The organism is Micromonospora sp. C81, assembly GCF_018070425.1.
GTDB classification, from domain to species: Bacteria; Actinomycetota; Actinomycetes; order Mycobacteriales; family Micromonosporaceae; genus Micromonospora; species Micromonospora zamorensis.
This window is the reverse complement of sequence record NZ_JAGPXS010000034.1, coordinates 13,625-35,887: the sequence shown is the minus strand read 5'-3', so window position 1 is coordinate 35,887 and position 22,263 is coordinate 13,625. Positions and strand designations below refer to the sequence as shown.

Here is a 22,263-nt window from a genome sequence, read left to right as displayed (position 1 = left end):
CCGTCACCTGACGCGTAACCTCACCAGCCGCATTCCGATCCACCGACGTGCCATCCGCATACGACCACGTACTCGACCCGTCACCGCCGTACGTGATGGAGACGTCCTGGTTCCCCGGAAGGGTCCCGTGGGTGGGCCTGCCATCAGCGGTGAACCCGTCGAAGACGGTTCCGTCGGGGAGTTGCTGGCGCACGGGATGGCCGTCGCTGTCGTAGTCGACGACTGTGCCGTCGGCGCTGGTCTCGGTGGGCACGTCGGTCTCCTCGACTGGCGGCGGGCATGCGCTTCGAGACTAGGAGCGACGACAGAGCAGACGGCAAGACACTTGTTCGGGGACGTCGGAGGCTGTTTCGGGAGGAACTTTGCGACGTCCTCGAACCGGCACGGGCTTCCAGCCGTTCTATGGCGGAACCTGGCTTGGGAGGTAGCAATGTTGGAAGTCGCTGTCGTGGCAGATCAGCCGATCTGGCGAGCCGGCCTGGAAAAGCTGGCCGGCGACGATCCGGATCTGCGGATGGTCGCAGCGGTGGCTGCGCTGACGGACCTGCCGGCCGGTGCGACGTACGACCTGGTCGTTCTGGATGCGGCGGAGCCGGACGCGTCGACGCTGGGGCTGGTCCGCGGGGCCACCCCGTTCGGGCATCTGCTCGTCAGCGCGGACTGGACGGGCCGCCCGAGGCTGATGGCGGCGATCCGGGCGGGGGCCCGCGGCTGCGTGAGCCGACTCGCGGAGCAGGAGGCGGTGCGGGAGGCCATGCGGGTGACCGCGCAGGGTGGCTTCTACCTGTGCCCGCGGCTGGCGGACCGGTTCCCGGCCGAGTTGCCGGGTTCTCCCGCCGACGAGCAGGGCGGGCTCGCACCGCGGGAGGTGGAGACGTTGCGGTGGATTGCGTCCGGCTTCACGCACTCGCAGATCGCCACCCGGATGGGCCTTTCGCAGGCGACGGTCAACACGTACGCGAAGCGGATCCGCGCGAAGCTGAACGCCAACAACAAGGCCGAGCTGACCCGCCGCGCGATCGAGCTCGGCCACTTAACGTCCGTGAAGAGCTAGAAGATCGTGCGTCCCATCATCATCAGGTGGCCGAAGACGCCGAAGACGCCCATGGTCAGCGGCGCGATGAGGATCGCCGCGAGGACGCCGAGCGCCTCGGCGCGGCTGCGGCGGATCGGCGGTTTGGGGCCGGGTCCGTGTGGCTTGGCTGGCGGCATGAACACGCTCATCGCGACTCCGGCCGCGATGACGAGCAGTCCCGCCCCGAGCAGGATGACCGCTGCCACGCCGCCGGAGGTGGCGTACGCGCGGGCTGCGGCGACCAGCAGCCCGAAGACGCCGATGGTTGCCGCCCCGCCGAGAAGGTAGAGCTCGGTGGTGAACGCCGCTCCGCGTGCCCTGACGGCGATGGCGATGCAGATGAAGAGGGCGAGGATCACGGCGAACCAACGTCCGGAGAGGGCCAGCACGGGCATGGCCACGGCGAGGGCGAGGACCGGACCGGCCAGCACGATGGGCAGGATCCGGGCCGAGGTGTGCACGAGCTCGGGGATGGGCCGCACGGGCGTCCATGCTGTGATGAGGGCGGCGATGCGGCGGCCGAGGGCCAGCATTCCGGTGGCGACCGCAGCGGCGATCGCGGCGGATTCGACGGTGTCGGCTTCCAGGCCGGCGGTGAGTGCGACGGTCAGACCGCCCGCGAGCAGAGATACCTCGGCCGCGACGAAGATCGTTTCGGGCAGCATCGCGATCGCCATGAGCATCGCGGTGTTGGCGCCGATGGCGGCGCCGCCCCAGGCCCAGTCGCTGCCGCCGAGGCCACGGGCGATGAGCAGACCGGCGCCGGCGAGGCCGGGTACGGCGGTGAGCGCGACGGTCAGCACGAGGCCGACCGGCACCGCGGTGGGGCGTTGGCGCAACCCCCAGGCGGTGCCGAGCAGAGCCATGCTGGCGACGGTGAGCCCCACAGCCGCACCGGTGTCGGTGCCGTAACTCAGCGAGAGCAGGACGGCCGCCGCGATCAGCAGGATGAGGCCGAGGGCGAGCACGACAGGCCCGGGGTGGACGCCGTTGCGGCGTAGCTGTTCGGTTTCCTCGGCGACGGCCTCGTCGATGTCTTTGACGTCGAGGACGTCGACCGTGCCCCCTGCGAGGTCGTACAGGTAAAGCACCTCGCCATCGACGACGCCGGCCTGCAGCAGTGCGATGTCAAGGGCGAACGGCCCGGTGTCGGCACGGGCCAGTGACCAGACGGGTGGCAGCTGGTCGGAGCCGCCCTGGCCGCACAGTTCGGCGAGGCGGGGGGTGTATTCCCCCAGCGGGCTGAGCGACGGCAGGGCGATGTCGACGCTGCGGTAGGTGCCCACCACTGTGACACGGGTGTGTTCGTTCGCCATGCGACGGCCTTTCAGTTGACGGGTTCGAGCGCCGGCACGGGAACGGCGGTCTGGATGAGCTGGTTGGGGTGGCCGCGCCGGACCAGGACGCCGCGACCGGGCGGGCGCTGGGCGGCGCGTTCGTCGCCGAGGATGACGCCTTCGCGCTGGTCGCCGGAGAGCACGATGCCGCCGCAGCCCATGTCGCGGATGCGGCTGGCGAGCTGGTCGGACATGCCGGAGCGGACCATGCCGGCGACCCGACGGGCGAGGACGAGGTGCAGGCCGACCTCGCGGGCCTGCGGGACGAACGGTATGAGCGGGGCGAGCACCGCCTGCGGGCCGCCGGCGAGCAGGTCGTAGTCGTCGACGACGACGTAGATTTCCGTGCCTTCCCACCAGTCGCGGGCTTTGAGCTGGGCGGGGGTGATGCCGGGCGGCGGGATCCGTTCCTTGAGTTTGTCGACGACGCTCTGGACGTAGACCCGTGCACTGTCGGCGTCACCGGCGTACGCGCCGAGGTGGTCGGGTCCCACGGCGTCCATGAGCGAGTGGCGGTAGTCGAAGAGGACCACCCGCATGTCGTACGGGGAGATGCGTTCGGTGAGCCCGGTCAGCCACGTACGCAAGAAGGTGCTCTTGCCGGACCCGGCGTCGCCGTAGATGAGGAAGTGCGGGTCGCCGGTAGTGAGGTCGAGTCCGACGGTGCGCAGGTCGTTCTCGGCGACGCCGATCGGCACGGTCTCGGGGGTGGCGGCGGCCAGGGTGGGCAGCTCGATGACCGTGATGCGCTGTGGCAGCAGCCGGATCGGGGGTGCCGAAGGACCGGTCCAGTGCTCGGCGATCCGGGCGATGACGTCCTCCTGGGCTTCGCGCAGCCCGTCCGCGGAGTCGACGCCGTCGAGGCGGGGCAGCACGAGCTGGAAGTAGACGCCCGGTGCGCTGATGCCGCGGCCCGGCACCCCGGCGGGCACCCGGGCGGCGATGCGGCGGTTGACGTCGGATTCGCTGGGGTCGTTGAGGCGCAGCTCCATGCGGGTGCCGATGCTGTCGCGCAGGGCGGGACGGATGTCGTTCCAGCGCCCGGAGGTGAGCACCAGGTGCACTCCGGCGCCCAGGCCGCGCGCGGCGATCTCGTTGACCGCGGCTTCGGCGCCCTCGAACTCGGTGCGCAGCGCACCCCAGTTGTCGATCATCAGGAAGACGTGCGGGGCGCCGAGGTCAGCGAAGGTCTCGATGCCCTTGGCGCGCATGGTGCGTTCCCGTTCGACGATCAGTGCGCGCATCTCGGCGAAGGTGCGGCTGACCAAGTCGGGTTCGGCGCGACCGGCGACGGTGCCGACGTGCGGTGCCGCTGCGTACGGGTGAAGTGTCCCGCCGCCGAAGTCGATGCAGTAGAACCGCATCTCCTCGGGGGTGTGGGTGAGCATTCCGGCGAGCATGATCGTGCGCAGGAGTGAGCTGCGCCCGGTCCGTGGTGCGCCGACGGCGGCGAGGTGCCCGTGAGTGCCGCCGAAGTCCATGACCAGCGTTTCCTGGTCCTGTTTGACTGGCAGGTCGAGCAGGCCGATCGGCACGGCGAGGCGCCCGGACAGCGGCCAGACGTGGGCGGAGTAGCCGCGTTCCTCTTGGACGGAGGGCCGGCCGATCAGGTGGTCGAGGGCGAGCGCGGCGGGCAGCGGCGGCAGCCACACCTGGTGCGCGGGGCTGGTGACCGAGGTCAGCCGGTCCACCAGGATCTTCAGCTCGGTCGGGCCGGGCCGGGCGGTGAGCTGCGACTCGTCGGGCTCCTGCACGTTCGAGGTGTAGGTGCGCAGGTCGAACGGCAGCAGCGCGCCGTCGCCGCGGCCGGCGCTGAACCGTTCCTCCGCGCTGACGTAGGGGGCGGAGACGTGGGCGACGCGGAATCGCTGGTAGATCGACTCGTCCACTTTCAGGTACGCCGAGCCGGGGATCGGGGGGAGTTTGTACGCGTCGGTGGTGCCGATGACCGTTCGGCTCTCGGCGGCGCTGAAGGTGCGCAGGCAGATCCGGTAGGACAGGTGTGAGTCCAGTCCGCGCAGCTTGCCCTCCTCGAGCCGTTGGGTGGCCATGAGCAGGTGCATGCCGAGGCTGCGGCCGACCCGGCCGATCTGGACGAACAGCTCGGCGAACTCGGGGCGCCCGGAGAGCAGCTCGCCGAACTCGTCGACCACGATGAGCAGCGTGGGCAGCGGTTCGAGCGGGGTGCCGTCGAGTGCGGCGGCGCCGGCTGCGCGGCGAATCTGGTATTCGCGGACGGTGTCGACGTTGCCGGCGTCACGCAGGATCCGCTGACGGCGCTGCTGTTCGCCCATCAGGGCGGCGAGCACCCGGTCGATCATGGCGGCGTCGTCGGCGAGGTTGGTGATCAGCCCGGAGACGTGGGGCAGGCCCTGCAGCGGCGCGAACGCCGCGCCGCCCTTGAAGTCGATGAGGACGAAGCTGAGAAGCTCCGGCGAGTGGGTCAGCGCGAGGCCGGTGACCAGCGTACGCAGCAACTCGCTCTTGCCGGAGCCGGTGGCGCCGACGATCAGACCGTGCGGCCCGGACCCGCCCTGCGCGGATTCCTTGATGTCAAGCACGACGGTCTGGCCGTCGCCGTCGACCCCGATCGGCGCGCGCAGCATCCGCGGGTCGCCGGCGGTGACCCATCGGCTGGTGACGTCGCCGCGACCGGGGTCGGTGCCGAGGATCATCTCGCTGAGCGAGCGGGTGCGGGTGAGGACCTGTTCGCGTTCGTCGCTGAGCCGCAGCGGCGCGAGGTTGCGCGCGATGAGCTCGGCCAGCAACGGCGACACGTCGTCGGGCCGGCAGCGCAGCGCCGGGGTGACGACCAGATCGTGGCGTCCTTCGGTGACCACGTGTCCGGCGTCGTCGAAGCGGATCCGCAGGTCGACCCGGCTGGGCTCGTCCAGCTCCCGCTCGCCGCAGAAGATCAGAGTGAGGCCGAGCTGGGGTCCGGCCCCGGCGAGCAGGGCGGCCATCAGGTCGGAGCGGCCCCATTCGGAGAACGGCGCGAATCCGGTGAAGAGCACGACCAACCGCCGCTGCTTGGCGGCGGGGCGATCGCCACTGAACCCATTACGCCGGGTGGTCTGCAGTTCGGTGCGCTGGGTGAGTTCGGCCTGCAGGAAGGTGGTCAGGACGTCGGGGCCCTCGGCGACCAGCGACACCGATCCGCTGTCACTGCGGGCGTCCGGCTCGAAGGTGTGCGGCAACCACTTGGTCCATTCCCAGTGTTCAGAGCTGGCGGTCTCGACCACCAGGGTGACGTCGTCGGGGGCGTGCAGGACGGCGATCTGGCACAGCAGGGCTCGGGTGAGCAGGTCGGTGCGGGCCGGGTCGCCGACGACGCTGATGACTCCGGCGTTGCCGACGTCGATGATCATCGGCTGGTTGTCGAGGTGGCCCATCCGGTCGATCAGGCGGTGCGCCGCCTGCATGGAGTCCCAGTCGTAGTCGCCCAGCGGATCCATCTTGGGGTCGAGCTCGATCGGGGTGGCCAGCCGTACGGCCCCGTGCCCGATCCGGACCCGCAGGAAGTCGGCGTCGTCCTGGCGTCGTTCCCACACGCGGTGCCGGTTGATGCTGATCGACCAGAGCCGCTGCGGGTCGGGGTTGGCGAGCGCCGCGACGGTCCGTTGGGCCTGGGCGACCTCGCGGGCCTGGTCGCGGGCCAGCGCGAGGTGCCGGCGGTAGCGGATGCGCTGCTTGCGGGCGGTGCGGCCGCTGGTGCTGCGCTGCTGCATTCGCATCGCGATGACCGCGCCTGCGGAGGTCACGAAGAACAGCACACCAATGATGATCAGCGCGGGTTTGCCAAACGTGATCATGTACGCGGACATGCCGACGCTGCTCAGCAGCGGCAGAATCAGCGTCCACGCGGAGTTCGCCTGGTTGTCGGTGGGCGGTTCCGGCGGGCTGGGCAGGGTCACCGTCTGCTCCGGCAGTTGCGGCAACAGCATCCGGGCGGGCCGGTGGAAGGCCAGGCGGCTCATCAGGCTCCTCAGCCTCGGACGTCGAAGTCGACGTCGGTCAGGTCGGCGGCTTCCAGCGTGCTGAGCTGTTCGTCGGTGGGATCGTCAAGGGTGCTGATGCGCCCGGCGTGCTGCTCGGTCATCGCCTGGAAGACCTTGCGCGCGTACCGGCCGTTGCCGAAGCCTTCGCCGCGGTCGATGGTGGCGAAGAACTCGGCCAGTCGGTCCTGGGCGCCGTCGGAGAGCCGATAGTCGTGGTCCTTGGCCTGTTTCGCGACGATTCGTGCCATGTCGACCTCGGAGTAGTCGTCGAAGGTCAGGGTGCGCGAGAACCGGGACGACAGGCCCGGGTTGGCGGCGATGAAGTGACGCATCAGGTCGGGGTAGCCGGCCACGATGACGACGACCTCCTCGCGGTGGTCCTCCATGAGCTTGACCAGCGTGGAGATCGCCTCGCGGCCGAAGTCGCTGCCCTGCCCCTCGGGCACCAGCGCGTACGCCTCGTCGATGAACAGCACCCCGCCGAGCGCTCGCTCGAACGCGGCCTGGGTCTTGGGTGCGGTGTGCCCGACGTACTCGCCGACGAGCATGCCGCGGTCGACCTCGACGAGGTGGCCGCTGCTGAGCATGCCCAGCGCGGCGAGCAGTTGACCGTAGAGCCGGGCGACGGTCGTCTTGCCGGTGCCGGGGTTGCCGGCGAACACCAGGTGCCGGGACATCGGCGGGGGTGCCAGGCCGGCCTCGCGGCGCCGTTTCACCAGGTGCATCAGTTTGACCATCGTCCCGACGTCCTGCTTGACGCGGGTGAGCCCGATCAGCTCGTCGAGTTGGTCGAGCAGCGGCTGCAGCTCGACGGTGTCGGGCTGCAGGGCGATGCCGGCCGCCGAGGTGGCGACCGTCGCCGGGGCAGCGCCCGTCGCCGGAACGGCGACCGAGGGCCAGCGCGCCGCGCCGACCCCCGAGCTGTGACATTCGGTGAAGGTCGCCGATGCCCGGTCGCCCTGGCTGACGTCCTCGTCCGTTTCGCGTACGGCACACCGGTGGAACGCCGGGTCGGCGTCGTCGCCGATGTAGATGGCGGGATATCCGGTACGCGAGAACGTCGAGTCGGCGATGCTGCCGTGGGCGCCCGCTCCGAAATAGATGCCGTTCTTCTTCGTGTCGGTGACCGTCAGTCGCCGCACTGACGGGCGCGCGCCGGTCCAGACAGCTATCCCGCTGCCACCGATCTCGGCGACCTCACAGTCGTCGAGTATCGGCTCGGCGTCGACATCGATGAAGATGCCGGCGGCGCCGCAGCCGCGTACGGCGGTGCGCGTGATCGCCGGCGCGGCACCGGCTGCGACCTCCACTCCGGTCTGGGCGATGTCGCGGATGACGCAGTCCTGCAGCAGCGGCCGGTGCGGGGTGTCAACCCGTACACCGGTGTGGCACCTGGCCACGGTCAGCCCGCGCAGCTGGGCGTCGGCGGTCTCGTCGATCTGGATGCCGCCCAGTTCGGCCCGCTCGACCCGGCCGCCGCGCACGTGCAGGATCGCCGCACCGGAGGCGCGCACGCCCAGCTCGGAGGTGCCCTCGACGGTGACGTCGAGCAGGGTGACCGCCGCCGCGCCGGTCAGGTGCACGGCGGTGAATCCGCAGTTGGTCACGGCGCTGTCGCGCATCAGCAGCCGGCTGGCGCCCACCGCGAAGACGCCGTTGGCGGCAGCGGTGCTCAGCGCGCCGCCGGTCCAGCGAACCTCGGCGTCGTCGAGAAGGGCGAGCCCGGTCTGCACGCTGTCGGTCACTGTGGAATTGCGTACGCCCAGCCGGCTGTGCTGGGTTGCCAGCACCCCGGAGGTGCCGGCCCGGTTGACGGTGGTGTCCACCAGCAGCGCGCCGGACGTGCCGCCGGTGACGAGCCCGGCCGCGCCGGTGCGGCTGATCTCGCAGTTACGCACGACGACGCCGGTGCCCTGCGGCGGCTCGGCGATCTCGTGGTCGTCGGCTCGTCCGGGCCGCACGGACGCCCACCAGGCGCGGTCGCCGGGCAGGTTGCCGAGCACGCGGACGCCGTCGCCGCCGACGTCGTGCACCTGGCTGCCGGACAGGCGCAGCACGCTGGCGTCGCGGACCTCGATGCCGGCGTCGGCGGCTCCGCCGATGTCGCAACCGGTGAGCACGGCCGAGGCGTTCCCAGCGAGGCGGACCGCGACCCCCGGGGTGTCGGTGAGCACGGCGTCGGTGAGTGTGAGCACGGCCGACCCGGTAGCGGCCACTGCGGCTCCCGTGACCCGCAGCCGTTCGGCGTCGAGCCTGGCCCCGTCGGCCACGCCCACCGCGACGCCCTCGGCGCCGTCCACCGAGCAGCCGGTCAGCCGGGCCGTGGCACGGCCGGTGAGCTGCACCGACCCGGCGGCGACACGGCTGTCCTCCAGGTTCAGGTGCCCGGAGGTGACTGTGACATCGCCGCGGATCGTCAGGCCGCGCGCGGTGACCGTGCCGGCGCGCACCATCAGGGCGGGCCCTTCGGCCGCGACCAGCTCCACCAGACCGTCCACGTTCTCGGCCATGACGGTGACCGTGCCGTCCAACACGAGGCACTCGCGGTAGGTGCCGGCCGCCACCGCCACAACAGTGCCCGGCTTGGCGGCGCGCACGGCCGCACCGATCGTGCGGTGCCGGCTCCACGCCCGGGTGGAGACCCGTTCGATCTTGGCGGCGGCCACCTCAGGACGCACAGTTCGCCCGCACCTGGGCCAGGACGATCCGCGCCTGCTTTGCCCCGGAGGCGTCCTGCGCGTCGAGCCGCACGGCGATCTGGTTGCGGTGCACCGGGAAGGTCCCGACGCCGACCCAGGTCCCGGCGGCCTTGCGCTGGTCAACAGTGAAGTTGGCGTACGGCGTGCCGGAGGTCCCGGTGGTGATCGTGTATTTGACGCCGTCGGCGAGTGTGGTTCCGGGCACCGCCGGCACGTAGACGCCGACCTGGCAGGAGGTGATGCGCTCGCCGGTGCTGAACGACCATGTCGCCGTCTGCGGCTGGGTCTGCTCCGCGGTGGGCAGGGGCAGCGTCTGGAACGTGCCGCGGCAGCCGTCCTGCTTCCAGCCGCCGGTGCCGATCGTCCGCCACTGCGCGGTGCGGCCCTGGGCGTCGAACCCGCGGTCGGCACGCGCCTCGCAGTCCCAGCCGGCGACCCCGGTGAAGCCCGCGACCGGCGGGGCCGAGCTGGCCGGCGCCTTGCCCTTGAAAGCCGCCTTCTGGGCGGGGCTCATCGGCTTGACCAGGTGCCAGAACACCCCGACGACGACGGCGCCCACCGCTACCAGCGCGGTCACGGTGATCAGCGTCGGCAGCCGGACGGTCCTCCGCTCACTCGCCGGGCGCTCGGCCGCGTGTTCGACGAAGGCCCGGACGAACTGGCCGCGCCGGCTGAGCTCCTCGGACGCCCGGTGCTCGACGTCCGGCCCGGCCGGATGTTCAGTTCTCGTTGCCCCAGTCATGCTGCTCCGCGCTCGGCTTGCCGGTGTGTAGCTGACCCGGATCATCGCGCACGCTGCGGGGACGCGGCCAAGCCCCGCGAACAGGGGACATGTGCCGGTCCACCCGCGTGGCAGGGTCAAGCAGCGAAAGCTCCAACGGCTGGCGTACCAGCCCGCGCAGTGACGCGCAATGGAGTGGGGCCATTACCGGTGGTAATGGCCCCACTCCATTGTCAATGTGCCTCGCACCCCGTTGGCACTTACCCCGAGTCGAGGCGTCGTGCCACCGCGCGTGTCCTCTGGTGCGTGCTGAACTTCCGCGTCACAGGCGTCACACGATGGAGATCGACCGCACCTGGGTGTTGCCCTTGGTGTCGACGTACACCTTGTAATCGCCGACGGTGTAAGTGCCAGCAGCGTTGTTGTTGATGGTGAACGTGCCCGTCACAGCAGACTCGCTGCCGTCGATGCGGGTCTGCTTCACCGTGATGGTCAACTCGTTGGTGTTGCCCTTCAGCTTCTTGACCACGGCCGACGGCTTCGCGTCGACGGCCGCGTTGGCGACCGTCACGTAGACGGCGTCGGGTGACGAGAACTCCGCGTTCTTCTGCCCATCACCGAACACGAAGAAGCCCCGCTGTTCGACGGCACCGCGCCCCGGGAACGGATCCGGGTTGGAGGCCAGGTACGTCGGGTTGAGCTTGTACAGGTCCGTCTTGGAATCCGCGAGGACGGGCTTCACCCCGGCGTACGGCGCATCGGTGATCGCGAGGTTGACCGACAGGTAGATGGCGTTGGGGTTGGTGGCCGAGATGCGCGAGGAGAAGTACTTGTCCGCGCTCTGCCCTGCGGGAACGGCCAGCGGCACAACCGCGCCGCCGACGAGGATGTTGAACTGGAAGCCGCCGTAGCCTCCGGCGACGAACTTCGCCCAAGCCGCGTCCGACATGTGGTCGGGGCGCTCCACCTTGAACTCCAGACGCATCGGCGCCACGTACGAGTTGTTCAGGTACTCGGCGTCGTTGAGGGGCAGGTAGACCCCTCCCGGCTCGTGGCCCAGTGCGAAGGCCGCCTGCGTCGGGGCCGTGTTGCCGCGCCCGTTCCACATCGGGATGTTGAACGAGGTGGCGCCGAGCAGGGCTTGGCTGCCCAACTGGTTCGCGCCGACAGCCGGAGACGCGTCCTTGTAGGTTCCGATCGTGACGTCGAGCAGGTCGAGGTCCGCGCGGTCGGCGTTCAGCCCCGGCATGTCCGCCCACATGAACTTGGCGCCGGCGGGCCCGGAGTAGCGGGCCATCTCCAACATGCCGTCGGCCATGATCTTGGTCATCTGCACTGCCGAGTCGACCTTCATCCGCTCGTTGGCCGTGTGCCACCAGCGCTCGTTACCCGGGATGACGGCGCCGAAGGCAGTCATCTTGTTGCGGAAGTTGCTGGCCAGCGTGCCACCGGTGGTGCCCTGTGGGTACACCACGTCCCGGAGGGAATACGGATCCGCGAACTCCTGCGGGCTGTGGTCGATGGAGGCCTGGTAGCTCCCGAACTGAAGAGCCGTCAGCGGGTTGTCGTGAGTGACGTACAACCCGGCGCCGATGGGCGAGCCAAGGCTGCCGATGGTGAACCCCTTCGACTGGAAGGCGTCCGTGACCGCCGCCGTCGCCTGGCCGGAGTCAGCCGCGTTGAGGTGCATGCTGCGCACGTACATCGGCATGCTGAGGCTGCCGGAGGCGTCCGTGTAGAAGCGCGTCGGGGTCTCTGAGTTGATGTTTCCCATGAGGGCGAAGGTCAGGTTCGGCGTGCCGTTGCTCGCGTTGCGCAACAGGTTCGCCGGGATGCCCATGTACTTCCCGATGTAGGCCTCGCCTTCGACACCGTCGCGGAAGAACAGGTCGGCGATGCCGTCGGCGGCCTTCTTCAACTGCATGTCGGCGGCCGTGTCTCCCAAGGAGCCGAGCCCCTTGGAGAGGAGGAACATCCCCCACACGACGGCGTTCTTGCCGTACTGCGGGGTCGGCATCTCCATCGCCACATCGGTGTTGATCTCCAGCGTCAGCGAGTCGCCGCTGATCGTGGTCTGAACCTTGGGCGTGGTGCCGGAAGCAGCCGGGAGCCAACCCTTCGTGGTCGCGGCGGCGACGATCGCCGACACGAACCGGTCGCGCTCGGCGGAGCCGGCCCCCGCCACGTCGAGGGTGAAGATCGCCCGCGAGGCGATCTGCGTGGTGCTGCCGTAGGCGATGTCCTTGAGCGTCGGGTCACCTTCGCGCAGGGTGACGCCGGCCGTGGCATCCGTCAGCCGGAAGGCCTTGGCGCTGTCCGCGGACAAGCTCATCGACACCGCCGGGGTCACCGATCCGGAGTTGCCGACGATGACCGGGAACCGCGAGTCGGAGGTGTAGGCCGCGATCGGGGTTTCTTCCCGATTGAGGTTCTTGTAGGCCCAGTTGTCGTAGAAGCTCGGGTTCGAGTTGTACGGGATGGACTGGAAATTGGCGGTGTTCGCCGCCGTGGGCGTGCCGGGACCGCCGTCTTCGTAGATTCCCATGACGATGCGGATGCGTCGGTCGAGGGGCAACCCCGCCTTGAGCAGCGCCTTGGCCGCGAGCAGCGTCGCCAGCGTCGGACCGCTGTCGTCCTGAATGCCCGCCCCGTAGACCCAGCCGTCCTGGACATAGGGCGAGTGGTAGGCACCAGGAGTGCCGAGGTTGCCGTCGGCGTCCCGCCAGCGCGCCAGCTGCGCCGGCGAAACGGAAGACGTCGGCGAGTCGAGGTGACTCAACGCCATGACCATTTCCGGGGCGTCTGGGTCACCGATCTCCGCGTAGACGTACTTGTCGGCTTGGCGTTGGACGACCACCGGGAAACCCAGGTCAGTGGCCAGCTTGACCACCCAGGCGAGCTTAGCGACCTTGCGGTCGTACTCGTTCTGGTTGGCTTCGGTGTTGCTGACCGGGAAGGGGTACTCCGTCGCGGCCGTGCCACCCCGGGAGATGGAGTCGTAGCTCGACCCGTCGAGCATCGCCCCGACCAGACTGAGCGGGTTGTAGGTGCCGTCCCCCGCCCGCGCGCTGCTGACACGTCCAGCCAACGCCTCGACTTCCGCGTGGATCGCGTCGCGCTCGGCGTCGGTCACCGACAGGTCGTAGGTGACACTCGGCTGGAAGCGCTCCCCGGAGCTGGTCGGGGACGCGCTTGCCGGGGGCGCAACGGTCGCCACGAGGGTCACGGCGAGCAGGACGGACAAGGTTAAAGTAGGTCTATCTCTCATGGAAACTCCAGAACAGGGGGAAGATCAGTAGCGACAGCACACACCAGCCGTGCCGCCAGTGGCCCTCCGAGTGGGATATCTTGAGGATCATCTGAGAATCCGCCGGTGCCGTCAGCACAGCCGCAGCCGTGGCCCACCTCGCGTGCGGCCTCCATCAGGCCGGCATAGCCAGACCGCCGGCGCGAGGACGCCCCCACCGAGCCGCTTGACGAGTGGCTGACCTCGTCGAGCTCACACTGGGTCTGGCAGGTCGATGAGCGCGAGCTTGGCCGGGTCGTTCACAGCGGTGATCTCGGTGATGTGGCCATCGGCGACGGTGAAGGCGAGCAGGGACAGCGGGGTACCGTTCTCGTCCCAGGAGACAACGCCGGGGCGGCCGTTGACGGTCGCTGCGTGTCCTCGTGCAGCACCGCCCCCTACTTGGGCGCGGGTGGCGACATTGGTGGCTCCGAGCGTGACGAACTGGCCGTCCTGGGTGTGGACGGTGAACTTCACGTCGGGGTGGAGAACCTCCAGCAGCCGCTCGAACTGGCCCTCGCGGGCCGCGGCCAAGAACGCCTCGACCACCTCACGTTGCTGCTGTCGATCGCTCGCGGACTGCCTGGCGGCCTGCACCTTCTGGCGGGCGCGGCTGGTGAGCATCTTGGTTGCGTCATTGGACCTGCCGAGGATGGTGCCGATCTCCCCATGGGAAACGGCGAACACGTCGTGCAGCACGAACGCCAGGCGCTCGTCGGGGCGCAGCGAGTCCAGGACCGTCATCAGCGCCAGGCCCACCGAGTCGCCCAGCGCCACGAGCTCTTCCGCAGCCGGACCATCGTCGAGCGTCACGGCGAATTCGGGAAGATGGTCGTCGAGTGGGACTGTGGGGCGCGTGCGGCCCGAGCGTAGGAGATCAAGGCTGATGCGGCCGACCACGGTGGTCAGCCAGCCGCCGAGGTTGTGGATGGTGTCGGTGTCTTGGCGGGAGAGACGCAGCCACGCCTCCTGGACCGCGTCGTCGGCGTCGGCATGCGAGCCGAGTACGCGGTAGGCGACGGCTGTGAGCCGGCCGCGGTGCGCCTCGAAGGCCTCGGCGATCGGGTCGGCGGGATGGTTGCCGGACATGGTGTTACCTCCCTGGGAGCTGCTCCGTCATAGGGGTGACGGGCACCAGCCCCACGAGGTAACCCCGAGCAAGGAGAGCATCCTGCCATGCAGAACCGACTGAAGAACAAGAACACCATCAACCCCGACGTGTGGAAGGCGGTCGGGCACCTGCAGAAGGCGATTGCCGCCGGGGGCGTCGACCCGAAGCTGCTCGCGCTGGTCCATCTGCGCGCCAGCCAGATCAACAGCTGCTCGGCGTGCGTCTACGCCAGTGTCGCCGGTGGAAAGAAGGCCGGTGATACCGACGAGCGGCTGCACAACGTAGCGGCGTGGCGTGAGGCGCCGTTTTACACCGATGCGGAGCGCGCGGCACTGGCGCTGGCCGAGGCCGCCACCCGGCTGCAGGACGGCGCGCAGGGAGTCACCGACGAGATCTGGGAAGAGGTGAACACCCATTTCACTGAGGAGCAGATCGGTGCGATCAACCTGGGGATCGCGCTGACCAACTTCTTCAACCGGATCAACCGCACCATCGAGGAACCGGCCGGCCAGAGCTGGGGCTGAGCCTCGGGCATGAGCGCATACGCAGGGCCAGGAACGCTTCAACGGCTGCTCGCGACCGGTGCCCGGGCCGACAGGCATGAGTTGTGTCGTTTGGTCGTGGGAGACTCTCGCGCCGTGGACGTTGACGAGTTTTGGGCGGTCGTGGAGTCGGCCGGGGCGGGTCTCGACGGGCGGACCGGCGACGACGGTGAGGCCATTGCCGCGGCGCTGGTGACGCGCTTGGCCACAACATCATCGGAGCGCATCCTCGAGTTCCAGGAGCTGTTCGATCAGTTCCATGACGCCCTCTACCGCTGGGACGTGTGGGCGGCTGCCTACCTGATCGGCGGAGGATGCTCGGACGACAGCTTTATCGATTTCCGGGCGGGAGTCATCGCGCTCGGGCGCGAGTGGTACGAGCGCGTCCTGTCCTCCCCAGACGGACTGGCTGACCATCCCGTGGTACGACAAGCGGCGACCGAGGAAGACGACGGCGCGCTGTTCGCCGAGTCGGTGAACTACGTAGCCAGCAAGGCCTACGAGCAGGTCACGGAGGGTGATGACGACGAGTTCTACGAAGCGATGAAGGCTCGCGAACACGTTGCGGTCGGCATCGACGAGGCCCGCGAGCCCGACATGGGTGAGGACTTCGACTTCGACAACGATGACGAGATGCGGAGGCGGCTACCCCGGATGGCCGAGCTGTTCCTCGATCCCCCGTACTCCGCGACGGCGACCCCACCGACAAGGCTGAGGTCTGTCGGCAACTCGGTCTCCGGCTGACCTGCCAGCCCGAAAACGCAGACGGTGCGCGCTGAAGTTGATTTCAGCACGCACCGCGGAGCAAATCTTTGGTGTCCGAGGGGCAACACGACCCATTGCCCCACCGCCGATGACGCTCAGCGCAACTCTGAAGCTCGCGCAAGTCTAGCTGTGCTGGTGACCTCTTTGGCGGAGCCGAAGAGGTCACCAACCGAAAATCCCTGTTCAGGGCATTGCCCGTGGGATCGGCGTCCTAAGGGATGTCTCGTAACTGGGTGAAGGCGTTGCCCGGCGACGAACCGGTGGTCAGCCGGCGCGGCGGTAGTCGCGCAGGATGAGGGCTTCCTTCCAATCCGGCAGATCACTGCCGTCAGACGGCTTGCGGTACGCCATGATCACCTCGGGGTGACCAGAACGCATGACCCCGTGGTCGAGTTGCGATGATGTTGTGGTCAACCGAGCGGCGCTCGGTCCGTAGGAGCGTCGAGACGCCGAGCTGCACGGCTCGGCGGTGCGGGGATGGTGCCGTCAGCACGAGTCGTGGCCGCCGCAGTCGCAGCCGCAGCCTTGGATTTGCGGCGGTGGAGCGTGAGAGTCATGACCAGCACGACCAGCGCTCCGACGATCAGCCCGAGGATCGCGCTGGCCACCGTGTTGACGAGCCAGCCGACGAGCCCGCCGAGAACACCCGTGGCGTCGTGGGCGGCGACCTCCACGTCATGCACGGCCTCGTACAGGAAGTGCAGGTTCAGCTCGTTCGTGCCTAGCAGCAGGATGTGCCCGCCCACCCACAGCATCGCCGCGGTGCCGACTACCGTCAGCACGGTGAGGACCACCGGCATCGCCCTCACCAGACCGCGGCCGAACGTGGCGACGGCGCCGGAACGTTGCGACAGGCGCAGCCCGGCGTCGTCCATCTTTACGATCAGGGCCACCACGCCGTACACCAGGACGGTTATGACGACGGCGACGACAGCCAGGATCGCCAGGCGGGACCAGAACGCCTCATCGATCACCTCGTTAAGGCTGATGACCATGATCTCCGCCGAGAGGATCAGGTCGGTTCGTACCGCCCCAGACACCAGTGTCGTCTCGTCCTGCACCTTCTCCTCGCCCGCGCCGGAGGCACCGTGATGGGCGATCTTGGCCCACACCTTCTCCGCGCCTTCATAACAGAGGTAGGCGCCGCCGAGCATGAGGATCGGAGTGAGCAGCCAAGGCACGAACTGACTGAGCAGCAGCACCGCCGGCAGGATGATGAAGAACTTGTTGCGCAGCGACCCCACGGCAATGCGCTTGATAATCGGCAACTCGCGCTCGGCCGCCAGGCTCCGCACGTACTGCGGCGTGACGGCAGCATCGTCGACGACGACGCCCGCAGCCTTGGCGCCGGCCTTCGCGGCGGCCGCCCCGATGTCATCGATCGACGCGGCAGCGGCACGGGCCAGCACCGCCACGTCATCCAGCAGGGCTACGAGTCCACCGGCCAAGGGAGGGTCCTTCCAGGGTTGCGGGTCGAACTGGCCCATTCTCGCTCAGGTCCCTGCACGGGGCACGCCACCGCCCGGTCGCATATCGGGCGAGAGCTCGAGGTGAGCGACTATCGCGCTCGGCCGACGGCCCGCCACCGCCGCGCCCGGGTCATCACCTGGCGCTAGCTCACCGACGGTCGTGCACGTCGACCAGGAATGGAACTACCAGATCACCGTCCTCGCCCTCGACTTCGAGACGTTCCTGGTCGGCCTCGTCGACGAAACCGACTTTGATGGGGACGATTGATCGCCCGGTCGGCACCTACCCCAGCGATCCTGAGTGCAGAGTCTGACCCGTCACTGACGCCTTCGATCGCCGAAGAGGTCTTCAGCCTGAAGGGCCTGGTCAAGGCGCTCCCCGTGGGATCGGTGTCTCGGATGACGGAACTGCGGCGGACTCACGCAAGCTCACCCGCAACGCTCCGGAAGTGCGCTGGGCAAGGACCATTGCTCGGCCAGTCTCGGATTGCGCAACAGAGCCATGGCGGTCTCGGCGGCGTCCAGGAACGCGGGTCGGATCATCGAGTGCACGTGATGCGAGCACAGGAACCCTTGTCATCCCCGCACGCGTCGGCGGTGAGCGGCTCCCCGTTGCGAGTGCGTGATCATCGGCAGATCAGGATGGCGGCCTGGGCTGGCGGCCAGGAAAGATCAAGCTGGACCGCCTTTACGCGCCCTCCGACAGGTTCTACGAGCGCTGCGTCGGCTTTGCGTGGTGCTCGAACTGCCGCGAGTACTCCGGTGCCATGGTGTTCGTGCCGCGGAACGAACGCCTCCGGGACCTGCTTGCCGATCTGCCGACGCCCGAGCGTGAGAGGCTTGCTCGCAGCGAGGTGAAGCTACTCGATTTCCTTGATCGCCTCGCCCGGCGAGGAATCTGGCCGACACGCCAGCCGTGATCGGCGGACGAACTAGCGGCGCACTCAATTTGACATGAGCGGAAGCCGCCCTACCGCCTCTACGGGACGCCAACGCTGACGCCTTCGGGCCCACCGAAGAGGTCACCGCCGCCCAGGACCAGGCGGTACTCCTTGCCATTGTTTGATTGCCACTCAGACGCACGACCTGGAGACGTCCCCTTTCTGGCAACTCTCGTTGCTCGGGCCAGTGCGCTGTACCACCGCCGGGCGGTGGTATGGCATGGTGACCGGATGATCGACAGCCATGGGGCGTTGGAGGCTGTGGTCCGGCACGCCATGGAGCTTGAGGACGATTACGACGACATCGCGCCGACCGTCACGGCCCTGGCCGCATCCGGGGACACGACCTTGGTACCCGGGCTGCGGGAGGTGCTGGACCGGTTCCTCGACGAGGGAAACTTCTACGGCCGAGATCTGATTGCCGGTGTCTTGGCTGGCATCGAGGGCGTGGCGGCGTTGCCGGTACTGCTAGGCGCTTCGGCGCGCGATCTCGGGGACGACCAAGACAGTCTCCAGGCCGAGATCATCGAGCTGCTGCACGCAGACCGGGCGACCAGCCGGTGTGTGGTGCGTAATTTCGCCACGGGTGATACGCCGGAGCTGCGCCGTGTTGGGCTGTGGGCGCTCGGGTTCGTGGTCGAAGCACAGGATGTCGAGCTGCTCGCTGCGGCCGTGACCGACGCCGACCCGGAGATCAGGTCCATGGCGGTGGGCTCGATCCCTGACCCAGCCGGCGACGACTGGGCATTCGGCGCGCTCGTTCTGGCGTTGCGTGACCTGAACGAGCAGGTCCGGGTGTCGGCCGCGAGCAGGCTTGGCTACACCGGCCGGGTTGACGCGGTCGCACCGCTCGTTGCCCTCGCCGCCGACCCGACACCGCGAGTACGGTCCATGGTCGCCTACGCACTCGGGCGACTCGGCAGTCACGAGGCGACCCCGGCCCTGCAACGGCTCCTCCAGGACCCCGATCGGCCCGTCCGCGAGAACGCTGCGGAAGCCCTCGGCTCGGTCGGCGGGCCAGCGGCGGTCGATGCACTGCTGGTGCTGGCTGCCGACCAAGACCCACAACTGCGAGTCCAAGCCGCCAAAGCGCTCGCGACGGCGGCCGACTCGGATCCCCGCGTGGCACCGCAACTCACGATGCTGGCACGAGACGGCGAGGCCGCAGTACGAGCGGCCACCCTCAGCGGACTCGCCAGCGCCGACGGCAGGCCATCCCACCGGGGGCGACTCCTGGTCGAATTGGCGGACGACCCAGATCCAATGGTCCGTCAGCGCGTCGCGGTCGTGGCACGACACCTCGCGCCCGACGCTGCCCCGGACATCCTCCACCGATATACCCGCGACACCGACCAGACCCTGCGTCGACTTGCCGCCACCGAACTGGACCGACTGACCAACCCCACCGCTCGCTGACCCGGCAGCCCGCAGTCAGCGATCCGCTGGCGAGACCGCCGTGGACGTTCCCGCGAGGCTGTCCGCCCGGGCCAGGGTGTTCGCCACCGGCCAGGGCCGCAAGACCGACCCGGTCGGCGCCCGCAGCGTCTCTGTGGTCGCTCTGCAGACTGAAGGGCTGCGGCTGCCATTGGTGGGGCACGGGTGTCGGGCACACTGATCGCATGGACGTCCCGTACCCGTGTGTCTGTTGCGGCTACCGCACGTTGGGGGATCCGCCGGGCTCACATGAAATCTGCCGGGTGTGCCGATGGGAGGACGATGTTTACCAGTTACGTTGGCCGTACCGGGAAGACGGTGCGAACAAATCCTCATTGATTGAAGCGCAACGCAACTTCGGCCTGTATGGCGCCTGTGACGAGGACAGCCTCGTTGAGAACCGAGCCGACCCGGCCGACTACGACCGAGAACCGCACTGGCGGACGATCGACCTTCAACGGGACCGCTTTGAGCCAGGCGGTGGCGCCCTGGCGGCTTGGCCGGATGATCGGACCGTCCTGTATTGGTGGCGCCGACGCACGGGCCAGACTTGGTGGGACGACGTGCAGGCCGTCGGTCTCCCCGAGCCGCCAGTTGACGACGCCGATCCAACCGGCTTCGCCGAGGCAGTCCGCGCAGTCGCATCCGTGGCAACCCCGGCCGATCCGGACAATCTCTCAGGCATGTCGATCGATTTCGACCACTACCTGTTCCGGTGCCCTTCGATCCGGGAAGTGACCGTGACGACAGGCCCCGACCCTGCCCAACAGATCACGGCTGCCTGTATCGCCGAACCGGCGGCATCACCGATGCGTGTCGCGGGAGAGGTCAAGGAAACCTGGCTACGCGACCTGCGGTACCGCCACTGGGAAGTCCACCGGTTACGCACCACGGCGACGACCGTCGAACTCGACGTTGCCACCCGCGTCGATCAAATCGGTTACTACATCACCGGGCTGATCGTCGTGCGGTGGCCGCCCGGTCGAGGCGGGGACTGTTGGTGACAGCGGGCTCGCGCAATGTTCGTCCGCTCGCGAATTCCGATAGAGACCCTGTCGGCAGCCGCTCTTTGACATGTGCGGGCACTGCCCTACCGCTTCCGCGGGAGCGCCAGCGCTGACGCCTTCGGATCCGCCGAAGAGGTCGCCAGCCTGAAGGGCCTGCTCAGGACGTTGCCCGTGGGATAGGTGTCTGAGATGACGGACCTGCGGCGGACCTCAGCCCGCTGACTCACGGCGCTGGTTGGGGAGCCCGTGCAGTCGGGTGCGCACCACCAGGTCGTGCAGGGCGTCCACGGCTGCCGGATCTACGCGCTCGGGCAACACCGAGATGTCCCGGGCCGCCTCCAACTCGGCGCGCAGCCGCGACACGTCGGTGGCGAGCCAACCTGCAACGCCCGCGGGGAGCGGGCCATGCTCGGCCTCCCGTTTGGCGGCAATGAGATCCGGTACGTACGACAACCTCGTTCCGAGCACGGCAAGGTTCGTCTCTACGCGGCCGGTGCGCATCAGGTGGAGCCCGGTGAGCAGGACCCGCAGCGTGTACAGCGCAGGCTTGAGCTGCCCGGTTTTGGCGTACAACTTTTCCTGGGTGGCCGCGAATCCGAGGTAGTGGTGCGCATGGTGACGGGTGACCAGCCGCGGGGCCAAGGAAATGAGTTCGGCGTGCACCGCGGTGGTCACAACCACCAGCGGTGACAACAGCTGCTCCAGGACGTACCCGTTGCGGCTGTTCAACAGTCTGACGAACTTCAGCAGATCGTGGCTGACCACGTCCAACTCGACACCGTCGCGCACGCTCATGTGCTGCAACGTCTGCGGACCGGTGCGCAACCCGACGACCTCCTCAGCCGGGAGCAAGTGCACGGCCCGCAAATCCAGATCGGAGTCGATGGATGCGAATCCGTACAGATGTGCACCGCTGACGGTGGCGAACAGCAGCGGACGAGGCAGGGTGCAGGCTGCCTCGGCGGCCCACGGCGGCACCTCGGTGGTCACTACAGGTTCCTTTCCCGTACGGCCGTGAGCAGCCGATCCACGTCAGCCCACTCGGGCTGATCAGGCAACACGGTGCTTGCGGTCGCGTCGGCGAGCTCAACCAGTAGATCCGCCGTCCAAGCGGCGACCTCATCCCAGGGCAGCTCGCCGCGCCGCACCGCGAGCAGCCGGTCGCGCAGGTGACGAACGTCGACCAGCACCTCCCCGGTCCGAAGCACATGCGCCCCGGCGACCAGCAGCCGGATCATATGCATGGCCTGCTTGTGATTCGTCTCGCCGGTGCGCTCGCGGCGGGCCGCCACTCGTTTGAGCTGATCCCGGGCGTAGTTGCCGTAGGTCTCCGCCACCCGCCTCGACAGGAACGCCTGCCGTGCCGCCAGCAACCACTCCCCGTCGACGGTGATCGTCTCGACCAGCGGAGACCAGAGCACCTCCAGGACTGTCGGGTTGCCCTGCAGGGCCAGGACGCAGAAGCGTTCGAACTCCCAGGAGAACTGCTCCACCGCCGGACCGTCGAGGTGCGTGGGCGGCTTGTCGAGGTGCCAGAACGCCCGTGTGGGCGCCACATACACACCACGCCGGTCGTAGTCGGAGGCTAGGTCATGCAGCCCGTACGCCCGCGACCCGACCACAACGGCGAGAACCGTATGCCGCTCGACAAGCTCGATCACGCCCGGGACGCTACCCAATCACCGCCCTGCACACGTCACCCTTTTCGAGCACTCCGCGTCCGTGAGGTTCGGCTCTTCGACGACGCCACCACGGTGATGCGTGCGCTGGGCACCTGGTTCGGCCAACCGGCCTGAGCGCCGTTCTAACAGTCGCCTCAGATTCGCTCGGTAGGAAGTCGGCATCAGATAAGCGATGTGACCCGTCTGTAGGAGGCTA

15 protein-coding genes and 1 pseudogene are annotated in these 22,263 nt (G+C 68.6%); 6 read left to right on the top strand and 10 right to left on the bottom strand.

Features of this window, described 5'->3' with window-relative positions; all coding sequences use genetic code 11:
• Positions 1-253: hypothetical protein (locus KBX46_RS31790; RefSeq protein WP_210795748.1), on the bottom strand; the 253-nt coding region annotated here is incomplete at its 3' end.
• A 177-nt stretch (positions 254-430) separates the two neighbouring features.
• On the opposite strand from KBX46_RS31790, the gene KBX46_RS31785 reads away from it, so the two are divergent.
• Entirely contained in the window at positions 431-1,054 is a 624-nt protein-coding gene (locus tag KBX46_RS31785) for a response regulator transcription factor (protein ID WP_210795746.1), read from the top strand.
• Here the strand turns inward: KBX46_RS31785 and KBX46_RS31780 are convergent.
• From KBX46_RS31780 to KBX46_RS31755, 6 genes are all read right to left on the bottom strand, one after another.
• The gene (locus tag KBX46_RS31780; RefSeq protein ID WP_210795745.1) at positions 1,051-2,391 is read right to left on the bottom strand and encodes an EsaB/YukD family protein; all 1,341 of its coding nucleotides are present in this window, start codon (positions 2,389-2,391) and stop codon (positions 1,051-1,053) included. The two genes, KBX46_RS31785 and KBX46_RS31780, sit on opposite strands and share 4 nt — an antisense overlap.
• Positions 2,392-2,402: 11 nt before the next feature.
• The gene (gene eccCa, locus KBX46_RS31775) at positions 2,403-6,389 is read right to left on the bottom strand and encodes a type VII secretion protein EccCa (protein ID WP_210795743.1); all 3,987 of its coding nucleotides are present in this window, start codon (positions 6,387-6,389) and stop codon (positions 2,403-2,405) included.
• 8 nt (positions 6,390-6,397) lie between these two features.
• Complete coding sequence (locus KBX46_RS31770; RefSeq protein WP_210795742.1) at positions 6,398-9,088, bottom strand: right-handed parallel beta-helix repeat-containing protein; 2,691 nt, start codon at positions 9,086-9,088, stop codon at positions 6,398-6,400.
• The gene (locus KBX46_RS31765; protein ID WP_210795740.1) at positions 9,078-9,851 is read right to left on the bottom strand and encodes a hypothetical protein; all 774 of its coding nucleotides are present in this window, start codon (positions 9,849-9,851) and stop codon (positions 9,078-9,080) included. The genes KBX46_RS31770 and KBX46_RS31765 overlap by 11 nt, the downstream gene beginning before the upstream one ends.
• A gap of 310 nt (positions 9,852-10,161) precedes the next feature.
• Positions 10,162-13,098, bottom strand: a complete 2,937-nt coding sequence (locus KBX46_RS31760; RefSeq protein ID WP_210795739.1) for a M20/M25/M40 family metallo-hydrolase — start codon at positions 13,096-13,098, stop codon at positions 10,162-10,164.
• Positions 13,099-13,329: 231 nt separating this feature from the next.
• The gene (locus KBX46_RS31755) at positions 13,330-14,205 is read right to left on the bottom strand and encodes a sigma-70 family RNA polymerase sigma factor (protein ID WP_210795737.1); all 876 of its coding nucleotides are present in this window, start codon (positions 14,203-14,205) and stop codon (positions 13,330-13,332) included.
• 87 nt (positions 14,206-14,292) lie between these two features.
• Here KBX46_RS31755 and KBX46_RS31750 point away from each other — a divergent pair, with 87 nt between their 5' ends.
• Positions 14,293-14,751, top strand: coding sequence for a carboxymuconolactone decarboxylase family protein (locus tag KBX46_RS31750; RefSeq protein ID WP_210795735.1), 459 nt, complete (start codon positions 14,293-14,295; stop codon positions 14,749-14,751).
• Between the two features lie 114 nt (positions 14,752-14,865).
• Entirely contained in the window at positions 14,866-15,513 is a 648-nt protein-coding gene (locus KBX46_RS31745) for a DUF4240 domain-containing protein (RefSeq protein ID WP_210795733.1), read from the top strand.
• 431 nt (positions 15,514-15,944) lie between these two features.
• Here the strand turns inward: KBX46_RS31745 and KBX46_RS31740 are convergent, their stop codons facing one another.
• Entirely contained in the window at positions 15,945-17,021 is a 1,077-nt protein-coding gene (locus tag KBX46_RS31740; RefSeq protein ID WP_247668525.1) for a DUF808 domain-containing protein, read from the bottom strand.
• Positions 17,022-17,136: 115 nt separating this feature from the next.
• Between KBX46_RS31740 and KBX46_RS31735 the strand changes: the two are divergent.
• From KBX46_RS31735 to KBX46_RS31725, 3 genes and pseudogenes are all read left to right on the top strand, one after another.
• A pseudogene (locus tag KBX46_RS31735) lies at positions 17,137-17,271 on the top strand (SMI1/KNR4 family protein); the annotation flags it as partial.
• A 904-nt stretch (positions 17,272-18,175) separates the two neighbouring features.
• Positions 18,176-19,360, top strand: coding sequence for a HEAT repeat domain-containing protein (locus KBX46_RS31730; RefSeq protein WP_210795731.1), 1,185 nt, complete (start codon positions 18,176-18,178; stop codon positions 19,358-19,360).
• Between the two features lie 203 nt (positions 19,361-19,563).
• Complete coding sequence (locus KBX46_RS31725; protein WP_099855227.1) at positions 19,564-20,382, top strand: CPCC family cysteine-rich protein; 819 nt, start codon at positions 19,564-19,566, stop codon at positions 20,380-20,382.
• 213 nt (positions 20,383-20,595) lie between these two features.
• On the opposite strand, the gene KBX46_RS31720 is transcribed toward KBX46_RS31725, so the two are convergent.
• Both KBX46_RS31720 and KBX46_RS31715 read right to left on the bottom strand, forming a co-directional pair.
• The gene (locus KBX46_RS31720; RefSeq protein WP_210795729.1) at positions 20,596-21,375 is read right to left on the bottom strand and encodes a DNA polymerase beta superfamily protein; all 780 of its coding nucleotides are present in this window, start codon (positions 21,373-21,375) and stop codon (positions 20,596-20,598) included.
• A complete protein-coding gene (locus tag KBX46_RS31715; RefSeq protein WP_210795727.1) occupies positions 21,375-22,046 on the bottom strand; it encodes a DNA polymerase beta superfamily protein in 672 nt (223 codons plus the stop codon). Before KBX46_RS31715 ends, KBX46_RS31720 begins: the two co-directional genes overlap by 1 nt.
• Between the last annotated feature and the right edge of the window lie 217 nt (positions 22,047-22,263).